Annotated in this window: 21 protein-coding genes, 1 tRNA gene and 2 pseudogenes; 11 read left to right on the plus strand and 13 right to left on the minus strand. The window is 44.6% G+C overall.

Features of this window, described 5'->3' with window-relative positions:
• Positions 1-253: 253 nt before the first annotated feature.
• Together QUA36_RS13330 and QUA36_RS13335 are read left to right on the plus strand one after the other, a co-directional pair.
• Positions 254-1024, plus strand: coding sequence for a TerC family protein (locus QUA36_RS13330; RefSeq protein ID WP_333168514.1), 771 nt, complete (start codon positions 254-256; stop codon positions 1022-1024).
• 145 nt (positions 1025-1169) lie between these two features.
• A pseudogene (locus QUA36_RS13335) lies at positions 1170-1341 on the plus strand (Uma2 family endonuclease); the annotation flags it as partial.
• 113 nt (positions 1342-1454) lie between these two features.
• Here the strand turns inward: QUA36_RS13335 and QUA36_RS13340 are convergent.
• The gene (locus QUA36_RS13340) at positions 1455-1871 is read right to left on the minus strand and encodes a hypothetical protein (RefSeq protein WP_333339595.1); all 417 of its coding nucleotides are present in this window, start codon (positions 1869-1871) and stop codon (positions 1455-1457) included.
• Positions 1872-2002: 131 nt separating this feature from the next.
• A complete protein-coding gene (locus tag QUA36_RS13345; RefSeq protein ID WP_333457950.1) occupies positions 2003-2512 on the minus strand; it encodes an HNH endonuclease signature motif containing protein in 510 nt (169 codons plus the stop codon).
• A gap of 199 nt (positions 2513-2711) precedes the next feature.
• Here QUA36_RS13345 and QUA36_RS13350 point away from each other — a divergent pair, with 199 nt between their 5' ends.
• On the plus strand, positions 2712-2879 hold the full coding sequence (locus tag QUA36_RS13350; RefSeq protein ID WP_333457952.1) for an element excision factor XisH family protein: 168 nt from the start codon (positions 2712-2714) through the stop codon (positions 2877-2879).
• The gene (locus QUA36_RS13355; RefSeq protein WP_333457953.1) at positions 2864-3199 is read left to right on the plus strand and encodes an element excision factor XisI family protein; all 336 of its coding nucleotides are present in this window, start codon (positions 2864-2866) and stop codon (positions 3197-3199) included. Before QUA36_RS13350 ends, QUA36_RS13355 begins: the two co-directional genes overlap by 16 nt.
• A 96-nt stretch (positions 3200-3295) precedes the next feature.
• On the opposite strand, the gene QUA36_RS13360 is transcribed toward QUA36_RS13355, so the two are convergent.
• Positions 3296-4384 carry an ABC transporter ATP-binding protein gene (locus QUA36_RS13360; protein WP_333457954.1) on the minus strand — a complete coding sequence of 363 codons (1089 nt, stop codon included), beginning with the start codon at positions 4382-4384 and terminating at the stop codon, positions 3296-3298.
• A 126-nt stretch (positions 4385-4510) separates the two neighbouring features.
• Between QUA36_RS13360 and QUA36_RS13365 the strand changes: the two genes are divergently transcribed.
• A complete protein-coding gene (locus QUA36_RS13365) occupies positions 4511-6232 on the plus strand; it encodes an iron ABC transporter permease (protein ID WP_333457956.1) in 1722 nt (573 codons plus the stop codon).
• A 29-nt stretch (positions 6233-6261) separates the two neighbouring features.
• The gene (locus tag QUA36_RS13370) at positions 6262-6783 is read left to right on the plus strand and encodes a pentapeptide repeat-containing protein (RefSeq protein WP_333457957.1); all 522 of its coding nucleotides are present in this window, start codon (positions 6262-6264) and stop codon (positions 6781-6783) included.
• 65 nt (positions 6784-6848) lie between these two features.
• Here the strand turns inward: QUA36_RS13370 and QUA36_RS13375 are convergent, their stop codons facing one another.
• The 3 genes from QUA36_RS13375 to QUA36_RS13385 form a co-directional block, all read right to left on the minus strand.
• Positions 6849-7898: a Fe(3+) ABC transporter substrate-binding protein gene (locus tag QUA36_RS13375; protein WP_333457959.1), complete on the minus strand. Its 1050-nt coding sequence runs from the start codon at positions 7896-7898 to the stop codon at positions 6849-6851.
• A 767-nt stretch (positions 7899-8665) separates the two neighbouring features.
• Positions 8666-10141 (minus strand): glycogen synthase GlgA, encoded by a 1476-nt coding sequence (gene glgA, locus QUA36_RS13380; RefSeq protein ID WP_333168507.1) that lies wholly within the window; start codon positions 10139-10141, stop codon positions 8666-8668.
• Between the two features lie 304 nt (positions 10142-10445).
• Complete coding sequence (locus QUA36_RS13385) at positions 10446-11174, minus strand: AIM24 family protein (RefSeq protein ID WP_333457961.1); 729 nt, start codon at positions 11172-11174, stop codon at positions 10446-10448.
• 180 nt (positions 11175-11354) lie between these two features.
• Here QUA36_RS13385 and QUA36_RS13390 point away from each other — a divergent pair, with 180 nt between their 5' ends.
• Positions 11355-12851: a glycosyl hydrolase family 57 gene (locus QUA36_RS13390; RefSeq protein WP_333457963.1), complete on the plus strand. Its 1497-nt coding sequence runs from the start codon at positions 11355-11357 to the stop codon at positions 12849-12851.
• A gap of 201 nt (positions 12852-13052) precedes the next feature.
• A pseudogene (locus QUA36_RS13395) lies at positions 13053-14424 on the plus strand (IS4 family transposase).
• A 65-nt stretch (positions 14425-14489) separates the two neighbouring features.
• On the opposite strand, the gene QUA36_RS13400 reads toward QUA36_RS13395, so the two are convergent.
• Both QUA36_RS13400 and QUA36_RS13405 read right to left on the minus strand, forming a co-directional pair.
• Positions 14490-14789, minus strand: coding sequence for a hypothetical protein (locus tag QUA36_RS13400; protein WP_172191033.1), 300 nt, complete (start codon positions 14787-14789; stop codon positions 14490-14492).
• 49 nt (positions 14790-14838) lie between these two features.
• The gene (locus tag QUA36_RS13405) at positions 14839-15450 is read right to left on the minus strand and encodes a DNA-3-methyladenine glycosylase (RefSeq protein ID WP_333457965.1); all 612 of its coding nucleotides are present in this window, start codon (positions 15448-15450) and stop codon (positions 14839-14841) included.
• A 20-nt stretch (positions 15451-15470) separates the two neighbouring features.
• Here QUA36_RS13405 and QUA36_RS13410 point away from each other — a divergent pair, with 20 nt between their 5' ends.
• Complete coding sequence (locus QUA36_RS13410) at positions 15471-15593, plus strand: hypothetical protein (RefSeq protein WP_006633228.1); 123 nt, start codon at positions 15471-15473, stop codon at positions 15591-15593.
• Between the two features lie 170 nt (positions 15594-15763).
• Here QUA36_RS13410 and QUA36_RS13415 read toward each other — a convergent pair whose 3' ends face one another.
• Entirely contained in the window at positions 15764-15943 is a 180-nt protein-coding gene (locus QUA36_RS13415) for a hypothetical protein (RefSeq protein ID WP_333457685.1), read from the minus strand.
• Between the two features lie 121 nt (positions 15944-16064).
• The gene (locus QUA36_RS13420) at positions 16065-16250 is read right to left on the minus strand and encodes a hypothetical protein (RefSeq protein ID WP_333457687.1); all 186 of its coding nucleotides are present in this window, start codon (positions 16248-16250) and stop codon (positions 16065-16067) included.
• A 284-nt stretch (positions 16251-16534) separates the two neighbouring features.
• Between QUA36_RS13420 and QUA36_RS13425 the strand changes: the two genes are divergently transcribed.
• Both QUA36_RS13425 and QUA36_RS13430 read left to right on the plus strand, forming a co-directional pair.
• The gene (locus QUA36_RS13425) at positions 16535-17038 is read left to right on the plus strand and encodes a hypothetical protein (protein WP_333457967.1); all 504 of its coding nucleotides are present in this window, start codon (positions 16535-16537) and stop codon (positions 17036-17038) included.
• A 108-nt stretch (positions 17039-17146) separates the two neighbouring features.
• On the plus strand, positions 17147-17527 hold the full coding sequence (locus tag QUA36_RS13430) for a translation initiation factor (protein WP_333168052.1): 381 nt from the start codon (positions 17147-17149) through the stop codon (positions 17525-17527).
• A 157-nt stretch (positions 17528-17684) separates the two neighbouring features.
• Here QUA36_RS13430 and QUA36_RS13435 read toward each other — a convergent pair.
• The 3 genes from QUA36_RS13435 to QUA36_RS13445 all read right to left on the minus strand — a co-directional run bounded on the left by QUA36_RS13435 (position 17685) and on the right by QUA36_RS13445 (position 22304).
• Positions 17685-17769, minus strand: a tRNA-Ser gene (locus QUA36_RS13435).
• Between the two features lie 34 nt (positions 17770-17803).
• Entirely contained in the window at positions 17804-18721 is a 918-nt protein-coding gene (locus QUA36_RS13440; protein WP_333457969.1) for a TIGR04168 family protein, read from the minus strand.
• A 265-nt stretch (positions 18722-18986) separates the two neighbouring features.
• Positions 18987-22304 carry an RNaseH domain-containing protein gene (locus tag QUA36_RS13445; RefSeq protein WP_333457971.1) on the minus strand — a complete coding sequence of 1106 codons (3318 nt, stop codon included), beginning with the start codon at positions 22302-22304 and terminating at the stop codon, positions 18987-18989.
• Between the last annotated feature and the right edge of the window lie 2 nt (positions 22305-22306).

The following is a 22306-nucleotide window of genomic DNA, read 5'->3' on the forward strand; positions in this document are numbered from 1 at the left end:
TCAACATTAGAAATGAAGCCTTGCGGATTTTGGCGTTAGGAACTAGCGCTTCTGCCTGTGGAGGGGATGTAAGTCGATCTGGCAAAACTTCGGTTTTGTTGGACGCGCCGCCCCGTTGAATCAGGAAGCCAGCGCTGTACCAATGAAGTGGTCAGCGTCTGGTAGTTCACGTGAAGGTGACACTAATGTTAGACAGAGCGGGTAATTTGCGCTGCGCTCGACCCTTGCCAATCTTAGGTGCACAAAATAGTTAATGCTAGATCAATTTCTCGACGCTTCACCCAATTTTGGAGTTGACGGCTTTTTATTATTGTTGGTTTTGGTGGCTTTGGAGGCTGTACTTTCGGCTGACAACGCGATCGCCCTGGCCTCTATTTCTAAAGGTTTAGAAGATGCCAAGGAACAGCAAAAGGCTCTCAACTTGGGTTTGATCATTGCTTTTGTACTGCGGATCTTACTAATTTTAACGGCTACTTGGGTGATCCAATACTGGCAGTTTGAGCTGCTGGGTGCTCTTTACCTGCTGTGGCTTGTTTTCCAACATTTTACTTCAGATACAGACTCTGAAGGAGAACATCATGGGGCCAGATTTGCCACTGTGTGGCAAGCAATTCCCATGATTGCTTTTACGGATTTAGCGTTTTCTTTGGATAGCGTTACTACTGCGATAGCTGTTTCTGACGACACTTTTATCGTCGTAACAGGCGCTACTATTGGAATTATTGCCCTGCGATTCATGGCCGGGTTGTTCATCCGCTGGCTGGATGAATTCGTTCACCTAGAAAGTGCTGGTTACATCACAGTTGGGTTCGTGGGAATGCGGTTGTTAGTGAAAGTAATTAATCCAGATTTAGTTCCTCCGCAATGGCTGCTGATTTCCAGTATCGTCTTGATGTTTGTCTGGGGATTTTCTAAGCGTACTCCCGAACCAGTCGAGATTACAAAATCTCTAGAAATGGCTCTGAATCAGCCGGATTCAGAAGTTTCTGTGCCAGAAGCTCAAGGACAGAAGTCCGAAAATTAACATACTTTCCTTTGAATAAAATTAGCTTAAATCTGTCAAAACAACAAGATTGAAGGCTGGTCAAAACTTGCAAAAGCCTTTCATCCCGGTGACTTTAGTCTGGGGATGAAAGGCTTTTATTTTGTAATATTGTTTCCTTCACTAGCCGATCGAACTTATGGAACTAAACTTGGCCCTATGGGAAGGCAGTTACCAAAATCAGACTCAGCAATGGTGAGACTGGTGGGATAGCGAGGGGAATTGGTTGCTGACGGGGTTGGCGGCATATTGGCGATCGCGCAGAAGAGCAAACCCAACGGGATGCGATTCCCCTTTTGGAAAAAGCGATCGCGGCGATGGCAAAGAAAGATGAGGTTTCGCGGTTCAGGTTGCGGAAAGTTGAATGATGAAGGTTTTGGGGAGTCGGCAGATTGTTGAGACGGTTTTAATTTCAGTCTCGACTTACATTAATGCAACGAAGATATCCACCCTTCTCAAAACTGTACTCAAATTTATAAAAGCTAGAATTAAGAGCCTTATATTTAACTCCTTCCTTTTGACCATTAGCCCATTCAACGAAGTTATTCTCTACCCCTCGTCCGCCTGAAAAATAGAATGTGAATGCTATTTTTGCAATAAGCTTATCTCTACTAATTCGATCAGAAGCAAAAGTGTAGAAATTATTGTAAGTCGCACCAGCTCCACCAGCCGTCTCTAGGAGAAGTTCATAGCGTCCGGGCTTAAGCCAGATACCTTGAACTGTTGACTCACAATTTACTACTTTTCTCTCAACTGGCCTAGCTACTGCTCCAGTTACAGCATGAATAACCATGCAACTAGCGAGCGTAAAAATTTCTAATCTCTTCATTCTTCAACTTCTATCTATAATCATGATTTTCTACCATTGGCGTGGTTGGCGTTGGCAGCAAAGGAACAGCAGGAAGACGCTTCACCGTTCCGTTGCGGGAAAGTTGGGTTGCGTCAACGAACCTTATCTGTTTATTCAATGTCTTCTGCAACTTTCCATTTAGAAATAAACTGTTGTCCTTCTTCCGTTAATTCGTACCACATCCTTTCTCTACCTCTTGCTGACATTCTAATTGGTCTTTTGTCAGGTAGAGGAAGTAGTAGTTTATCTCGAATCAAAAACATCAATAGAATATCTGTATTTTTGTCATATGGAAGGTCAATGAATCGATCATCAGAATTATCAACAAAATCCTGTAAAATCCTACGCTCGTAATCACCATACCTGCTGTTTACGATAGAAAGATTATGCTTGTACATCTTGATTGATTTTCTGTCTATGTCACCGTCGTGCGCTTTTCTATGACAGTTAGGACACAGGGCTCTAAGGTTATCAAATTCGTGTTTTTGGCAAGTTTCCCAAGGAACGATATGGTGTATATCCACAGGTGTTTGTTTGCATGTAGTAATAGCGCATCTGTGTCCCGATTCCATCTTCACTTCTCTTTCCAAAGCTGCTGGTATTTTGGGTCTATTATTCATAATGCTTAGCCTAATTTATTCTAAAATTTACCAGATATTTTATTTCATGTCAATATCAACTCAAAAAAAAGGAGATTACGGCTGAAAACCTGATTATTTCGTATAGATTTGCAACTATGAGATGCGTCCGAGTTCGATTCACCATCAGTCATCAGCGAACCGGAAAAAACGATGTCTGCGTAGGCTTTTCCAATGGGCATTGGAAGGCCAAGAACCGGAGCGTCAGTTGTTTTTAGCTGTGAGCCAAGCCATCTACATTAAACACTTTCAAAAACCGATTTTTCAGTTAGCCGTCCAGCGAAATAAAATTAACTTATTAGTTTACGAACCAAGTCAAGAGGTGATTCTCCAATGGATAACTCACTAAGCTATGCAGACATCCTCAAAAAAACTCTGCAAGAAGCAACTCGCGCCCAACCGCGTTTACAGGCGATCCAGCTTTACCCCGTCTGTGATGTCGATTCGGGTCACTTTCTGATTCTGGCTACAGGCTGGGATAAACAGCGCTGGATTGACACGATTCTGTTTCATGCTCGTTTAGTCGATAATCAAGTTGTAATTGAAGAAGATAACTTCGAGGAAGGTCTAAGCCAAGCGCTGATTGCAGCGGGTATAAAAGCAGAGCATATCGTGACTACCCCCTTCCCTGACAACAGCGATAGACAGAAAACCTATCAGACAGTATAAGGAAGAAGGAAGAGGGAAGAAGGAAGAGGGGGAAACTGGGAGATGGGAAGAGGGGGAGGATTTTTTCCCAATTCCCAATTAGCAATTAGCCATTAGCTATGGCTTCGGCTTACCAACAAAGAAAGCTAAGGGAGAATTATCACCACAAGATAACCGAACTTTAGAACCAATGGGAAAAACATTTCCTGTGGTTGTGAGTGCATATAACTTTTCACCCGAAGGTGTTTTTAAACAATAACGATTTTCTCTGCCTAAAAATTGGCGATCGCAAACCACAACAGCCGAATCTTCATCTAAGTATAAACTCAAGTCTTCCTGCCGGATCATCAATTCTCCTTCAGTAGAAACATCACAAGGAACTTTTACAAATGAATCTTCTTTAACAGCAAAACAACCTACTTCTGTTTCCCAAAAATCCTGCTTTAGCGATGCAGACACAAAATTAGCTTGCGTCACAAACTCAGCCACAAATCGAGATGCTGGTTCTTGATAAACTTCCTCTGGAGTGCCAAACTGTTCTAATTCGCCTTGACGCATCACCGCTACCCAATCTGAAATCGAAAGTGCTTCTTCGCGATCGTGGGTGACAAATACACCAGAGGTTCCCGTTGCTTTGAGAATCTCGCGGACTTCTTGACGCAATCTTAGCCGTACTTGTACATCTAAATTACTCAACGGTTCATCTAGTAAAATAATCGCAGGTCTAGGGGCTAAAGCACGGGCCAAGGCTACTCGCTGTTGCTGACCCCCCGATAATTCATGGGGATAACGGTTTTCCAATCCTTCTAATCCCACCAACGCTAATGCTTCGGTGACACCTTTCTGAATATTATGCTTTGACTCTTTTCCTTGATGCGTCAAGCCAAAAGCTACATTTTTCGCGACTGTCAAATGGGGGAAGAGTGCATAGTCTTGAAACACCATACCAATGTCTCGCTGTTCCGGCGGCATTGACATATTAACACTCGCTACAGTTTTTCCTGCTAGAGCGATCGTCCCTGCTTGTAGCTGTTCAAAACCAGCAATTAACCGCAACAACGTTGTCTTCCCACAACCGGATGGCCCCAACAACCCCAGGATATCTCCCTGATGTAAGGTCAGGGTGACAGATGCCACCGCCGGTGATGCTGCTTGGGCATACTGTTTTGTTACACCATCCAAATGCAGAATTATAGGTCGAACCATTATTGCTATAAATAATCAACAACTTACTATTCTACAATAAACCAGTTTAGTGAGATAAATTGTCAGAAAGACTTGACAAATGTTTACACCTACTGATAAACTAGCAAGCTAGACTTTTTACTAGCGATGAAAAATTCCAAACAATCACTACAGCAAGCAGGAATCAGGACAATAGAATGGCGATCGACCTTACGCGGTCTATTCGCTAGTGGGTGGACTGTGGCAATTATCGCTTTAGCATTGCCGATCGCCATACCAGTTTTCAGTGTCTTATCCAGTATCTTTTTTGAAGCTAAAGATACATGGCAACATTTAACCGATACAGTTTTAACCCGTTATATCGTCAACTCTTTATTGTTAATGATCGGCGTAGGCTTTGGTGTTGTCGTGATTGGCGTAGGATGTGCATGGCTAGTAACAATGTGCCGCTTTCGGGCCAGTCGCGTATTTGAATGGGCATTACTGTTACCCTTAGCGGCCCCAGCTTATGTGCTAGCTTATACTTATACAGACTTTTTAGAATTTTCCGGCCCAGTTCAAACTGCTTTGCGTTATATTTTTGGCTGGAGTTATGGAGACTATTGGTTTCCTAACGTGCGATCGCTCCCTGGAGCAATCTTAATGCTAATCTTAGTTTTATATCCCTACGTCTACCTATTAACAAGAGTTGCATTTTTAGAGCAATCAACTTGTACGCTAGAAGCTAGTAGAATACTGGGCTGTAGTCCTTGGCGGAGTTTTATTACAGTTGCCTTACCAATGGCAAGACCTGCAATTGTTGCAGGTTTAGCACTGGCTTTGATGGAAACTCTCAACGATTATGGAACTGTTCAGTATTTTGGAGTTGATACTTTTACCACAGGTATTTATCGGACTTGGTTTGGTATGGGAGAACGAATTGCAGCCAATCAATTAGCGACGCTGCTATTATTATTTGTTCTGGGTTTGATTTTACTAGAACGCTGGTCTCGCAGTCGGACTAAATATTATCAAGCTAGCAGTCGCTATCGCAAACTGCAAACTTATCAACTTAAAGGAGTTAGGGAGATTTTAGCGGTAATGGCTTGTTTGATGCCGCTATTTTTTGGTTTTTTATTGCCAGCGGGTCTTTTAGTCAAGTTGACCTTAGCGAATTGGCAACTAACATTAGATGAACGCTTTTGGATATTTGCGCGTCATAGTTTAATTTTGGCAACACTGACAGCAATTTTAGCCGTAGTTATTGCCTTGATTATGGCTTATGGCTTACGCTTATATCCTAATTTAGGAGTGCAGTTAGGAACTAGAGTTGCGGCAATGGGCTATGCTGTACCTGGTTCTGTGATTGCAGTTGGAATTATGGTTCCCATTGGAAAATTTGACAATCTATTTGATAGTTGGATGCGTGAAAACTGGGGAATTTCTACAGGCTTGTTGTTAAGTGGTACGATCGCAGCTTTGGTATTTGCCTATATAGTTCGCTTCCTAGCTGTTTCTTTAAATGCGGTAGAGTCAAGTTTGAGCAAAATTAAGCCTAATTTAGATGATGCGGCGAGAAGTTTGGGTTATAGCCCGATGCAAACTTTAGTTACAGTTCATACACCAATGATGACGGGAGGTTTGCTAACTGCCATGATGTTAGTATTCGTTGATGTAATGAAAGAGTTACCTGCTACTATAATTATTAGACCGTTTAACTTTGATACCTTGGCTGTGCGAACTTATCAACTTGCCTCAGATGAGCGATTGGCTGAAGCTTCTGGCCCAGCATTGGCAATTGTTTTAGTGGGGATGTTACCTGTTATTTTATTAAGTTGGAAAATTGCGCGATCGCGCAAGTCTTCAACAGATTTAACGGTTAACAGTTAAAGGTTAACATTATCCCTTTACAAATCCAGATGATTAATAAAAATTTACCAATGTTTACCCGCACTACTGGCACAATCTTCTTATTACTACTTACTGTTTTTGTCACCTTTGGATGCCAAAAACAGGCGGCTGGTCCCCTCGAAACATTACAAAAAACTAAGCAATGTCCAGGATGTGATCTGACTGATACCAAGTTAAGTGACATTGATTTAACAAGCGCTAATCTCAATGGTGCTAAGTTGGAAGGGGCGATGCTAGAAAAGGCCAAACTTAATGAAGCCTTACTCGATAGCGTCAATCTCAAAGGTGCAAATTTAAAAGGTGCTTCTCTGGAAAAAGCAGGTTTATCTGCTGCTGATCTCACAAATGCTGATTTGAGTAATGCAAATCTCAAGGGGGCTTTTTTGCGAGGGGCAAAACTGAATAATGCCAATCTTAGTAATGCCGATTTAAGTGAAACTGACTTAAATAGTGCTGATTTGACGGGGGCAAACCTGACAGGGGCAAACCTGAAAGGCGCTATAATGCCGGATGGTAAAATTAAAAATTAAAGTGGATTGGATTCGGCGGTTTCAACCGCCGAATCACAAAGAGTAGCTTCTTGTTCAAAAAGCCTCTATTTCCATCCGGCGCGATCGGAAATCTTTAAAGCTTCGGGGTTATTTTTGCCATACACATCAGGGTTAAGAGGGTCAGATTTGAATGTACCAAAACTGGCAACTGCAGGATCGATCGCCACATTTGAAACCACAGGGTATTCGTAATTACTCCTGGCAAAAATTTGTTGCGCTTCGGGAGTGACTAGGTGTTCTAAGAATTTGATCGCGGCTGCTTTGTTACGGGAGGTTTTGACTACACCGGCACCACTAATATTGACGTGGGTACCGCGATCGCGCTGGTTCGGGAAAAATACACCTACTTTCGCTGCGATCGCCTGTTCTGCTGGATCTTTCGATTTCATTAAGCGAGCGACATAATAGGTATTAACAAGGGCAATATCGCCTACCCCATCAGCAACCGCCTTGATTTGCGCCGTATCATTTCCCTCTGGAGGACGCGCAAAATTAGCCACCAATCCTCGTGCCCAAGCTTCTGTTTTTTGAGCTCCATGAGCAGCTAACATAGCCCCAACCAGAGACTGATTATAGATATTAGTTGACGATCGCACTAAAACTTTGCCTTTCCACCGAGGTTCTGTCAGCGCCTCATAGGTTGACAATTGGGCAGGATTCACCTTGCTTTTGTTATAAACAATCACCCGTGCCCGGCGCGATAGACCAAACCAGAAACCTTGAGGGTCTCGCAAACTTGCTGGAATTGCCGATGTCAGCACTTTTGAAGAAACAGGTTGCAGGATACCGGCTTGTTTTGCCCGCCACAAACGCCCACCGTCAACCGTGAGGAAAACATCAGCGGGGCTATTTGCACCTTCACTTCTGATCCGTTCAATTAGTTGGTCAGCATCGGCTTCAACGAGGTTAACCTTGATCCCAGTTTTTTTGGTGAAGCTTTGGTACAACTCATTATCAGTGTCGTAGTGACGTGCTGAATAAAGGTTGAGAGTGCCGGTTTGGGCTGCGACAGGGGCTTTTTTGCTTAGTTCGCCCACTGCCACGACAGCCATTGCTGTACCGCTGGCAAGAAAAATACGCCGAGAAATGCTCATTGTTCTATAATGATAGATTTTTTCATCTGGTAATTGACATGATGGTCTATCTACAGCCATCTATAGTCATTGCTTTACTATATTAATGCAAGTAATTCTTATTTGATGATCAAAAGCGTAACTATTTTAGGGCTGACGCACTGGTGCCGAGAAATCCGGTCTCGACTTCGCTCCACCGGTAGTTTTTTCACGAAAAAACTTTGTGGTAGCCCGCAGATTAGGTAAAAAATGGGCTTTACACAATTTGAAGATGATTATTGTAGGGTGTCCGGCCTGGTCTGAAAATACACGCCTTCGGGCTCCTGGGCCCATCCCACAAAAAAATCAAAATAATGGCGTTATTATGCAACGCCAAAAAATTTATTTGCTTATGAAGGTTTTGATGCGTCCAGGACTGAATTTATGACACAGATTTTTGCTGACTAAGTATCACAACACTTGTTTGCAATAGGCATCTCCCAAAACTCCCCAGCCCTATCCCCTGTAGGTTTCTGACTGTCTGCTGTTTGAGGGCAGACAGTGCTTTTACTAATTGCGAGCGACAACAACCTCCAGAGGTTTTATTAGATTTAGCCCATAGGTAAATTTAAAAAGATTCCTTAAAAAACCTCGCGCCCTCAAAAAAAAGCAACAGCCATCTCCCAAGCGATTCGCGTCACCGCCATGTATCAACTACCCGAATTCTCGACCAGACTCAACAGCCACCAAGACCCTGGCTAGCAGTGCACACCCTACAGTTAGTAAGTTGCACACTGGCATCCTACGGATTATTTGTGTCTAATTAGCTCGTAAATTTCCACATAGTCTTTAGCTGGATAGTTCCACGAATTGTCACAATTCATGCCTTGAAGCATGAGTTTTTCAAATTCATCATGATAGTCATACCACAATCCGATCGCCCGATCGAGCGCCGACTCTAAAGCCGAGTAGTCGGTTTGGTAAAACACGTAACCGTTGCGTTCTTCCGGGAGGTGGCGGGTGTCGTAATCTCGATCGAACACAGTATTCACCAAACCGCCAACTCCCCGCACCACTGGAACAGTACCATACCTCAACCCGATCATCTGAGTCAGCCCGCAGGGTTCGTAATTACTGGGAACCACAATCATATCCCCACCCGCGTAAATTAAGTGCGACAGTTCCTCATTAAAACCTAATTCTAAATGGCAGTCTGGATTATCATTTAAAAACTGTCTTTCATGCTGGAAATGCGCGTTAATTCCAGCTTCCGTCGCGGAACCCAAAAGTACGAATTGCGCTCCCTTACTCAGAGAGTAATAAATTGCATGGTGGACGAGATGAACACCTTTTTGGTCGTCCAAACGACCGATAAAGGTAATAATAGGCTTGTCAGCATCGCGCAGTAACAGCCGATCGCGCAAAGCTTTTTTAGTTTTGGCTTTTCCTGCCAAATCTTCCTTAGTGTAGTGGTGCGGAATGTAGCCATCGGTCTCTGGATTCCACACATCGTAATCGATGCCGTTGAGCACCCCGCGAAACTTCTCTTGATACAAATGCAAAGTGTGGCCCAAACCGTAGCCAAACTCGCCGAGGTGAGCTTCCCAAGCGTGGTGCGGCGAAACTGTGGTGACAAAGTTCGAGTAAACAATGCCGCCTTTCATAAAGTTGATAGCAAAAGGGTTAAAGTTATCTCGCAGGCGATCGTACTCAAAATAATAATCCGGTCTGTGCAAACCCGTTGCTTGCAAAATATCGCTACCTCCCATGCCTTGATGTTTGAAATTGTGAATGGTATAACAGACTCGCTGATATTCCATCCAATTGTATTTGTAAATTTCAAACAGCAGGACTGGAACCAAACCAGTTTGCCAATCATGACAGTGAATCACATCGGGACGCTTGTTGCTTCTGAGCAAAAATTCCAAAGCGGCTTTGCTGAAAAATGCAAACCGCATATTGTCATCATTGCACCCGTAATAACAGCCGCGATTAAAAAAGTTATCTTGAGAGCGAGGTTCGATGAAAAAACACAACTGCCCGTGCACCCAGCCGCACAAGACATCACAGAGGATTTCGCCGCCGTACCAGGGCACAGCCAGATCCCGGTAGGCCTCGTGAAGTCCCCAAATGTGGTCATACCTCATGCAGTCGTACTTGGGTAGAATAACCTCGACGCAGTGGCCGGAATTCTCTAACTCCCGACTCAAACCGTAAACTACGTCGCCCAAACCTCCTGCTTTGATGACGGGGGCGCACTCCGAGGCAATTTGTACTATGTACATTTTTTTTTCTCGCTCCTGGATGAATCAAAAAAATATTTTCTTAACTTGACAAAGTATATGATTTCTCGGCAAATAAGCAAGTAGGCCATTGGGAATACAGGGAGATACGCGCAGCTAGCGAATGTTGAGATCGATTTGGGCGATCGGACTGTTGCTTAAAATACAGGTACGGACACGGCACTGCCGTGTCCCTGATGTGCCCAAGTGTAATCGCTCGCCTGTGTTTCCAGATTTTGCCAAAATCAAACTAATTGGTCAAATCCATTCCTTTTGAGCGATCGCATCTCCTGTCGCTGTCAATAACTCAACCCAAACCCATAGCATCATTTTCACATACTAATAATTTACCTTTCCCCTGATAATACCAAACATAACCCTCTCCACCGCCTTTGCCAAAATGACCTAATTTTCGATAATCTTCTTCAATCCCCTTGGTAAATCCTTTTACTAAATCGCAATCAGCTATCAAAGTTTCACCTTGTTTTAGTTCGACAATCTTAGCCGGTGAATTTGTAGCAGCTACAACAGTAGCTTGTTGCTCGCGCAAAGCTGTAACAGCAATTCTCCACCTACCGTCATTAGAAGCAGCCACTTGTCGGAATTTCAGTTTTTTAGCACCGATAACTACATTGTCCGAACAAAACTGAAATACACCATCATCAAATTCCCACTGCTCCCCATCCGACAGAGCGATCGGCATATAATGCAGGAAATGCCCTTTTTGTCTCGGTTCCAGTTTCACCGTACCAGTCCCTTGATATACGGGAGCGTTGTAATCCATTTCCGTTGTTAAAGATACCCACATATCTTTTAAACGGTTATCCGTTTTATAAACACCGGAAGTCAATTTTCCCATACACCAATGCAGCGCACCTTTTTGAATTATCACTCCCGAATTATTCAAGTTAATTTCCGCTTGCTGAACCAACGGAATATTTTTAGTGGGATGGTAAAATTTATTGGTTTCAGGATTGATGTTATTTTGGATGTACCACAAATCAGTCGGTTCCAAAACCTTGATTTCGTATTTCATAATTTACCTAGCCTATTTACGTGAAATGTGTTAAACATTTTACCCAAGATTAGGAGCTTCCGTACTCCCGGACTTATCTTGTGAAATTTATCTTTTGCAGAGATACTCTGCTACTGTTAAAGTATCTAGCTATCTTAGCAATAGCAGACAGCGCCCCTCCACAATTGTTGAGAAAAATTTATGCCTGCGATCGCACAATCTCCCAATTTACCCATTTTACAAGAAATCAACTCAGGATTACCCAATATTTGCGGCTCCGAAGCAGAAATTAATGCCGCAGCCAATAGCAACAAACCAATCTTTCTACCTACCACAAATCTGCGCCTGGAAAACATTCAAGCCGGATTCGCCTGCGCCCTGCATATGCACCAACCCACAATTCCTGCCGGTGCAAACGGCGAACTGATCTGCAATCTCCAGCATATGTTTGAACATCCCAACCAAGGAGATAACCACAACGCCGCAGTCTTTGCTTGGTGCTATTCCCGCATGGGAGAATTCATCCCACAACTGATTGCTGAAGGCTGCAACCCGCGAATTATGCTCGACTATTCGGGCAACTTATTGTGGGGATTGCGCCAAATGGGACGCGACGATATCTTTGATAATCTCAAGCGGATTACCTGCGATCCTCAATATCAACCTCACGTAGAATGGCTGGGGACAATGTGGAGTCACGCCGTCATTCCCTCAACTCCCATCCCCGACATCAAACTCCAAATTCAAGCATGGCAACATCATTTTGCAGCCATTTTTGGCATAGATGCCCTCAAGCGCGTCAAAGGTTTTTCACCCCCAGAAATGCACTTTCCAAATCACCCTGATACACTTTACGAATACATCAAAGCTTTGAAAGAATGCGGCTATCGCTGGCTGATGGTGCAGGAACATTCTGTAGAAAATCCAGACGGTTCGGGATTGTCGCAAGACCAAAAATATATTCCCAACCGTTTAGTTGCCCGCAATTCTCGCGGCGAAACAATCAGTATTACTGCTTTGATTAAAACCCAAGGTTCTGACACGAAATTGGTTGGACAAATGCAGCCTTATTACGAAGCAAAAGGATGCAATAAACAGCAAATTGGCAATGTCACAGTTCCTTCTTTAGTTACTCAAATTGCCGACGGCGAAAATGGCGGTGTGATGATGAATGAATTTCCCAGCGCCTTTGTCAAAGCTTGGCACGAAAACCGCGAACAAGGCGGGGGGAAATCCGGTGTTGTTGGTTTAAACGGCACTGAATATTTGGAGATAATTGAAGCGGCGGGGGTTAATCCTGATGATTATCCTGTTTGCCAGGGGGTTAACCAGCACAAAATCTGGCACCTAGTCGAGCCAGATAGTGCGACGCCGGAAAAAGTGGAAAGTGCGATCGCCCAACTCAAGCAAACAGACCACAATTTTCACATGGATGGTGCTTCTTGGACTAATGATTTGAGTTGGGTGAAAGGCTACGAAAATGTCTTGGAACCGATGAATCTACTCAGCGCTGCATTTCACAAAAAATACGACCCGCTGGTGCAGCAAGATGCCGCCGTTACCAAGCAGTTTGAATACCAGCAAGCTTTGCTTTACAATTTGTTGGTGCAAACAAGCTGTTTCCGCTATTGGGGACAGGGAACTTGGACTGATTACGCGCGCGAACTTTACAACCGTGGCGCTGCTTTAATGAAGTAGCAGAATTTATTGTAGGGTGCCCCGGAAACCAACTGTTTGAGCTTCCTCAAATATCAGCGTTGACGCACCCTACATCTAGAAAACTTTATTGATAAAGAGAGGACTAGAGTCCAATGGCACTGAAAAAGTGAGCAAAAAAAAATCTGTAAGGCAATATCTACATAGATAATTGCCTTACAAACCAAAATATCTCCCTCTAGTATGCCAAATCGTGCGTCCATTCTCAAGCAACAATTTTTACAGAGTGTCGCCTTACCCTGGAGAGAACTGCTACCAGACTCTCAAGTCCTTGAGCTGTTGGCCAACGAGAACGTGAGGTATTACAGCAGTGTCTACACACCGATAGTGACCTTATGGGCGATGGTATCGCAGGTACTAGATCCAGACAAAAGTCAAGCGTCAAGCAGTGAAGCGGATGAGTACCTGGCTGAGTGTAGCCGGAGTCAATCCTCCTTCCTCAGACACAGGGGCTTACAGTAAAGCTCGTCAACGACTACCCGAAAGACTCGTCCAACAGTTAGTACCTATAGTCGCAGAAGCTCTAGAAAAGCAAGTTCCAACAGAAAAACAATGGTGTGGATTGCGGGTGCGGGTACTAGATGGGACAACGGTGTTAATGAGTGATACTGCCGCCAATCAAGCCGAGTATCCGCAACACAGCAATCAAAAAACTGGGTGTGGATGGACGATCGCGAAAATGGTAGTGCTGTTTTCACTGCTGACAGGAGCAGTGGTATCGGCTGGTATTGCTTCGTTGGCGACGAGTGAGATTGTGATGAGCCGTTTGCTTTATGCAAATTTACTCCCCAACGATGTAATCTTAGCGGATCGAGCTTATGGTAATTATGTCGATTTAGTTTTGGTAAAACAGCAGGGAGCGAACGCTGTTTTTCGGAAAAATCATCTCCGTAAGACGGACTTAAGGGCGGGGAAAGAAGTTGGGAATTGGCGACCATCAAGTTGTCTGGGATAAGCCTCAACAGTGTCCGAAACACATGACTAATGAGGAATTTGAGGCATTGCCCTCTCATTTCATCGTTCGGGAAGTCTGAAGAGCGTATTCAACGCCGTGGCTTTCGAGAGGAACGTATTATTGTAGTCACAACATTGATGGATGCCAAACAATACAATGTTCAACAATTAACTCGGCTATATGGACTTCGCTGGTTAGCCGCTGAAGTCAATTTACGCTATCTCAAAACAACATTAAAAATGGAGATGTTAACAGCTAAAACTCCGGCAATGGTAAGAAAAGATATCTGGACACACTTATTGGCTTACACTTTATTGCGTACCATAATGTGGCAAGCGGTATCTTCGTCAGAAGATACCGCTTTTCAACTCTCATTCCAATCGACTCGGCAGCAGTTTAATCAGTTCTTGACGCTGTTGGCAACTACAGGAAAACGCCAACAGCGACAATGGCATCAATTGCTGTTGGAACAGGTGGCAACTAATTTACTCACGATGCGACCCGATCGTTCCGAACAAGCGAGTTTTGAAATGCAGACCGAAGCCGTATCCTCGAATGCAGGAACCTCGCTCTATCTTAAAAAGTAAACAGGCTAGGTGATTGAGACTTTTTCAGTGCCATTGGACTAGAGTCCTCACTACAAACACGAATTTATCAATTACTGTCTACATTTCCTGCATCAACCGCAAATAGTTTTGCCGCATTTGCGTCATATTTTCCATCATTCTATTAGCCATATCTTTCTCAACATCGCTCATTTGCTGCCAAAATAAAGCCGATCGCCTCGCCATAATTGCTTCTTCCCACAGCATCTCCAAAAGTTGCGCCGCCATTGGGTTTTCAGCATCGATAATCCCACACAATTGCTCGAAAGCCCGGTTGGCTTCGGTGTGACTGTTAACATCCTGAACCAGGCTTAGGCATTTTTTGAGTTGTACGATCGGATTTTCAGAAGAGTAAGCCATAATTTCACTAAGATAAGCGACAAAATTTACACTGATACCTTTGACATTACTAGAGTTGTGACACAGCCGTAGAGTTCCCTACATACCAGCGCCAAGGCAAATCCATTCCTTGAGAAATCCCGATCCGCGTAGTTTGCACAAAATTTATTGTACCCTCCTCCACAGCTTGCTGAAAGTGATCGCTCCGGTGTTCCAACCGCAGCGGTTGGTCTGCACCCAAGGGAAAACCGCTTAAAGTTCGATCGATCTGCAGTACCTTACACAGTTTGCCAGGCCCGGCGGCGAGGCGCGATCGTTTCTTCTCAGGAATTGCAGCGAATTCTTTGGGAACCACATCTACCTGCAAAGCTCGAATCAGCACACCACTAGCAACTCCCTCTGCATCCGTCACCACGTTAAAACAGTGATACATCCCGTAGATTAAGTAAACGTAGCTCATACCCGGAGGCCCGAACATCACCTCATTGCGAGGAGTTCGCTTTCGGTAAGCGTGACAAGCGGGATCTCCCGGGCCGTAAGCTTCGGTTTCGACAATAATTCCCCGAATCGTCTCGCCGTCAGGAAACTGCCGCACCAAAGTACAGCCCAGCAAATCTGGCGCTACGCTGGTAGATGGCCGCGCCAGCCAAAAAGATTCTACAATCTGAGTATTTGCACTCACTCAACAACAGCAGGTAAATTATGGACGTTAAGTTAGTTTTAGCAGTCTTGACAGCAGTTTTCACCGTTTGCTGTCTGTTCTTCGGTACAAAAAACGGATTCTACGATACTGACAAGTATCACGGTAACGGTTCTGCTCACTAATTTTAGGCGTGCAGTTAATTTATTAAAAAACCGCTGCCTGTTTTTCTGGCGGCGGTTTTCTTAGGAACCACAGAGGCCACAGAGGACGCAGAGAAAGAGACAAGAGAGAGCAGAAAGAATGAAAAGAAGTTGACAAATGATGAGACAGCAGATTGCTGTATTTGCTGCAATTAAGGATGAATTGTGCCATCTGGCATTTTAGCTTCTTGCAAGCTAGCATTCGAGAAGTCAGCGCATCCCATGAGGTTTAAACGCATTGTCGCTCCTCGATCCGTTGCTTTCATATTAAAACCAACTACTGCATTTTCTAGGTTATTCTGTTCTGGAACAGCGGTGACATTAAAATCCATATTTGCTTCTTTTTCATTAGCCTCAAGGTTGAAAGTAGCGACAATCCTGCACTAACTAAATTATTTAATTTCATAAATATCCGAAAAGCTGCGGCGGCTTTCTCTGGCTGTTAAGATAATTCTACAATAATAGTGCGATCGACCTCTCCAGAATTCCCACACTAAAATTGCAGGCATCTCCCACAAGCAGTCTGGCGCAATTAAACACCGCCGGACTTATAAATCCCGCCTCCTTTCCCTCGCCAGTGCTGCTTTGAGTTTCGGACTTGCCCCCTCCGTCTGCTTCACTTTGTTGTGAGCAGTCCACAAACGGAATTTATTCTTACCAGAAGGCGCGCATTTGCCTATACCTGCAGACTGAAATAAAAGAAACTTTATTTATATCCCTGGAATGAGCAAATCTTCGAGAGATTTGAGGATGATTAATATACAAACGCAATACCGTACCTGCGCTGTTAAGTTCTCAGCAACTACTTTGGTTAAAATTGCTTTGAGACAATTAATTTAATCTAAAAACGGTTGGCAGCAGCTCAGGTTCCTCAACCTCGCCAGAACACACCCTACCTATAATCCCGACAATTCGGAGCGGTAATGAACACAATCAAACCCGAACCCAAAAGATCGCGCTTCATGGCTCTGCTGCTGACAACGCTGCTGACCTTTCCCTTTGTGAGTGCTTGCGGTTCTGACGAGCGAACTTACGCTCCCCCGCCTCCTGTTGACGATACTCGCGCTGGAGGAGTGCAAACTAATCGCGCCCCCAATCCAACGCCCCAAGCGAGAAAAGGACTGAGCAATGCTCAAAAAGTAGGGATTACTTTAGCAGGAGCAGCCGCCCTTTACTACCTCTACAACCAGCACAAAAACAAGCAACAACAGGGGCCGCAGGGAAAATATTACCTTTCCAAAAACGGTCGCGTTTACTACCGCGATGCCCAGAATCGCGCTCACTGGGTAACGCCGCCGCCTGGAGGAATTAAAGTTCCGGAGTCCGAGGCAGCGCGTTACCGCGAATTCCAGGGGTACAACAACCAAAATACCGGTCGAGACCTTACTAGCTTGCCGGAAGCTACAAGTCCTGTTCCGGCACAGTAGTCTAAGCATTTGAGATTTTAGATTGCAGGTTCCGTGACTTTCAATTAAATCTGGGATTCCCAATCTAAAACAGTCGTTTTTCAACACATAAAAAAGAGGAACTTTATCATGGTAGACGGATTTTTGCGGAAGTTAAAAGATGCGATCGTCGGGCCAGACAGCGAGCAAGTCGATCCTAACGGGTATTACGAAGATGCCTCAAATCCCGGACAGTTCGGCAACCCGCGTCCGGCCAGCGAAGACCCCTACGGCGACCCGGCTGACTACGGAGAGTTCGGCAATGTGACTCCAGCCAGCGAAGACCCTTACGGCGACCCCGCAGACTACGCCGGTACCGACTACGGACAGTTCGGCAACCTGACTCCGGCCAGCGAAGACCCCTACGGCGACCCCGCAGACTACGTAGCGGACGCTGGAATGTTCGGCAACGTGAGTCCGGCCAGCGAAGACCCCTACGGAGACCCGGCGGATGAGGAAGGGTTTAGTTAACTCAGTTTGCTAGAAAAATTACCTGGTAAGCAACACCACCCCTGCGGGGGTGTTTTTTTGTTGCGAAATACCAAGAGTGAGCCAAAGATCAGCACAAAAGGGAACTCTTGAGGGGATAGAGAATCTGAAACCCTTAACGGACAAGAGAATTTTTAAACGGAGAGGGTGGGATTTGAACCCACGGAACCTTGCGGTTCACCTGATTTCAAGTCAGGCGCATTCGACCACTCTGCCACCTCTCCGGGCGCATAAATTTTATCATACCAGCAAATGTCTCTAACTACAAATAGCCGCAGATTCAGCGCGCCGATAAAGAATTTGTTCTCTTTCTACCGCGAAATCTTCGCCTACCCATACCAGAGACACTTCCGACACTGCTCCATTTTCGAGCAGGACGATCGAGAAATTCCGCAGTTTCGAGCACTCTCTCTCTACAATTCGCGGTACGCTGGCCGCATTCAAATAAACTGTACCCTCCGCACTCACCTCCAGCGACTTCCGCAACTCCTGCTTCGTGTGCCGCAGTTTGTGGTGCATATGACCAAAAGTTACCAGCGGTATGTGCTTTCCTGTGGTACGAGTTCGATCGATCGCCTCCGCAAAATCTGGGTCACCCCAATCCCCTCCCAACGGCTTCCAATCTCGCCCGCAGGGGTCTTCAGGAGCCTCTCCTAACCCCGTCGGGCCCGTGTGACCCAAAAAAATCACATTTTCGCAATCAGCCTCCGCCGCAGCCGCTGCAATGCGCCGCGCCGACTCCTCAAAACTTTCTACCCCAAACCACTCCGAGTAAAAATCCCCGTACTTCCACTCCGATCCCCCCCAAGTAAACGGGCGGCTTCCCACCACAGTTACGCCCAATTCGGGAAAATCCCGTTTCCCGTAACCGACGTGAGCTTCTCCCATTAAATCTAACTGCTGTTTTACCCAATTTTCTTGAGTGCGATCGTAAGGGCACTGACTCCGACCCCATTCTGTCGCCGTGTACCAAGCGTCGTGGTTCCCAAACACCGCTGCCTTCGGAATATCCAATTGGGCGATCGCCCGCACCACCTCCACCGACTCATTGCCAAAATCCCCCACAAACAGCACCAAATCAACGCCCAGATGCTTCAGGGCCTCGCCGTCTTCAGGTTCCCAGCGATCGTGAACGTCCCCCACCACCGCAATTTTGATAGATTTAGCTTTATTCATGTGATTTGTCATGTGCGATCGATCCCTAGCCCCTTCTTACTCAGCATAAGAAACAGCGACCAATTTTTGCACTCTCCCGCAGCATATTTTTGATTTGAGATTTGAGATTTTAGATTGGCTCCACTTTCTTCATCTTTTACTCCTAAGCGCAAAAATCCTCTCTCCCCATTGACATTGGAGGCGATTGCCCTGAAGTTAAGCCCGTTAATTACCGACTGCAACGCCCTAACACTCAACCGAGTAGGGACAGCAACCCTAGACTGAATTATTCCTCTAACTCTGGTTCCGCCTCCATTTGCTCATCTTCAATTGCAAATTCGCTGATATAGTCTCGCACAACTCGCTCGAAGAACAGGGTGGCCGGTAAGCTCGACCAGTCGCTGTAATGACCGAAACTATAGCGCAGAGATTCCACAAGCGCAGCAAGGCGATCGGGATTGTCATTTTCTTGTCGCAAGGTAACAACAATCTCAAGGGGATTGGGAGTTGTCCACTGACCCAAAAACGGCGGTTTGCTTGCGATTTGGTCAACTTTTAATTGAGCTTTATTTAAAAGTTTGCCTTGAGAATCATCACCTTTCTTGGCAGCTTCGTCAACTTTTAAATCAGCATTATTTAAAAGTTTGTCTTGAGAATCATCAGCTTTATTGGCAGCTACATTAATTTGTGTTGAGCGATAGCAACTTTGACCGCGTAATTTACCTGGTTTTTCATTTCTTACAGATAGATAAGCAACACAACCCGTTTGATTAGTTGCACTTAGTCGAAATAATCCCTTTACACTAGAGGCTGAAGGAATTTCAAGGGTTGAAGTCAGTTCTTTTTTTGTCCGCGTATCTTCCAGAGAAGTTTCTGTTAAATATCGGACTTTTTTATCGATAATTCCAGGGGCGAGGTCTTGGCGAATCCGAATCAGCCGCGCGCCTTTCCATTCTTGCTCCATGTGTTCGTACAAGGGGCTTCCCGACTTGGTTTCAAAATTAATCTGATTTGCATTCATCCTGGCATCGGCGAGCCAAGGCCAAAGTTGCGCGCAGTTGGAAGAATCAATCATCACTAATGGTTTATTTCCCTCGTCTACAGAATTGGAAATTATCTGCTTGACAAATTCCATGAAACGAAGTTGACGCGCCTCTTGTTTGTCAGCCAGTTTCACGGGAGAGATTTGGGAAATAAAGGCGATCGCATCAGAAAACTTGCTCCAAGGGCTGATTTGTAAATTATTACCCTTCTCATAGGCACAGCACAGTTCGCATTCACCTGTTTCCACCTTGAGGCGCATAGCAACTGGCAAAAATGTGTTGTCAATAAAACCGCGAGCGCGACCTTTCTGTTTGCGGACGATCGTAATTCCGATAATTTCTTTTGGTCTAGCTGCTACAGGAGTGTCTTTGAGCCATTTGTCAACCTTTTCCTTGACATCATCAATGCGGCCAGAATGAGCAGAAAGTAAGTCTTTTAGAGCAGCTTGCACTCGATGGGAAAAATCATCTAGTTTGAGAAGTTGTTTCTCCTTAGTTGTTTCAATCGGTAGCAGAAACTGCACGCAAGAACCAGCGATGTTAGCCAGTGCTTGACGGGAGGAGGGTTTATTCACCGAATCATCATGTTTCTTGTCTGGATACCATTCCCGCGCCATTACGACGCAAAAAGTTCGCTGTTTGCGTAAAGCCAGTTGTTTGACGATCGACTCCCAGGCTTCTATGCGGTGACGAGATCGCTCTTTTGCTGTCAAATTTGCACCGGGCAATGACTCTTTGGGCCCGTGAGTCTTTGCTGGCAAACGATTAGCCATGAGTTCGATCGTATCACCCCAGAGAACGCGAATCATAGCTTGCAGCATTTTTAATTCGGTTTGACATTGTTCTTCGTAAAAGACAACAAGCAACAGTTTTTCGTTAGGATATAGCCGACGCATAGCTTCTTGGTTAGCCTGAATTAAAGCTTGGAGTTCTTTTACCTGACACACCAATTCAAGGGCTTTTCTACCTTGGTAAATATTCTCTAACCTAAAATCGAGGTGTTTATTCAGCAAGCTATTTAACTCATCGTCCTTAAAGCTTTTTAGGTATTTGGGAGTAAAATCAGAACAGTCGTTTTTTTCGATAATTTCTAAAGCCGCACCTAACAGAGTAGGAAGATTAATCATGCGTGAAGCAGCTTGATTCTTTTTTAAATTGTGAGCTTCACCCTTCTTAAATTCCACTTCCGAGTAACTATCAAAAGGTTGAAAGCCAATAGGCTGGAGAATTTCGGCAATCTTTTCAAAAGCTTCTAATTTATCAATCTCCGGTACGCCTACCTTAATCCCATGTTTCCCTTCTTGCAATCCGTTGCGGTAAGTTAGCACTATTTGGCAGCTATCCGTTGAAGCTTTCCCCAATGCAATCTGAGAACCAATGTTTTGATTATCAGATATTTTCATCGGGAGTTTGAGCTTGCCGCGCAATGCTTCAAAATTCTTATCGATCGCCCAAAACCAATTTTTCTTTTTGTTCTGTGGATTTTTATCCTGTTTTTCGGATTGAGAAAGCACCGTGTAGCGAAAGGTGCGATCGCTGTACTCTTGAGAAAAGACAAAGCCGCTAATATTTGCTGAGTTATATTGTGCGGGTTTTAAGTCACTTAACCAGCGGCGTTTGGAAACATCTATCTTCAATAAAGGCTGATGCAAAGAAGGATAAGTTGCCACTTCTAAGGATACCACCAGACTGAATTTTCCCGTATGTTTTGGTAAAGTAATGGGATCGGTAATCAATTCTGCCGTTCCAGTTGTGAGACGCGCGCCGCTAGAGATAACCCGCTTCATTTTTCCTAGCCCCTGAAAAATCTCTTTTCCCGCGATCGCGCGAGCTACATAATCGACTAACACGCAATAATCATAAGTCTTTGTTGCCTGAGTTGTTCCTGTTGTTGCTGACCATTTCCAAGGTAAAACTTGAGACTCCAACGGCGTAATTGTTAACAACTCATTTCGATCGTGCAAATCTTCCAAACGGTCGATAACTTCTGAGAGTCCATCTATTTTTTTAGCAAAAGGTTTGATAAAATTGGTTATCCAATCATTGAGAATTGGACGTAAATTTTTCTGGGTCTCTTTTATTTTTTCGCTATTTAAGTAAGCAAATGGTTCGGGAGATTTTTCGATTTTGGAATTCAAATGAGACTTACTCAAACCTACATTCGACTGAATCCGTGCTGCGCTGTCAATTCCCAATTCTAACAAACCTAGCAGCGAGCAATAAGGGAGATTTTTACTAGCTGAATCGCCCTTAGCAGTAGCTTTTTGGATGGCTGAAAGCTCGTGCAAAGCAGTTTGCGTCCAAGCTAACGTCAAGCCTTTGACTATTACGGGCTCGATATTATCTGGCACGGTAAAAGCTAGGGTAATTTCTTTCAGACTCTTATTTGCAAGAGGAACGTAAAGAGTGTCTGAAAGCACAGGTGCTTCTGTTTCTTCGCCATCATATGATTCAATTTCATCAAACATTTCAGAGTTCATGGTTTCATCTCCAGTAATATTAGTTTCCTTTGCTTCAGCGTCGCGATCGAATTCAATTTTCTCAAAAATTTCGTCGTTCATGG

It is taken from the genome of Microcoleus sp. Pol10D4 (genome assembly GCF_036701555.1).
In the GTDB taxonomy this organism is placed as follows: Bacteria; Cyanobacteriota; Cyanobacteriia; order Cyanobacteriales; family Microcoleaceae; genus Microcoleus.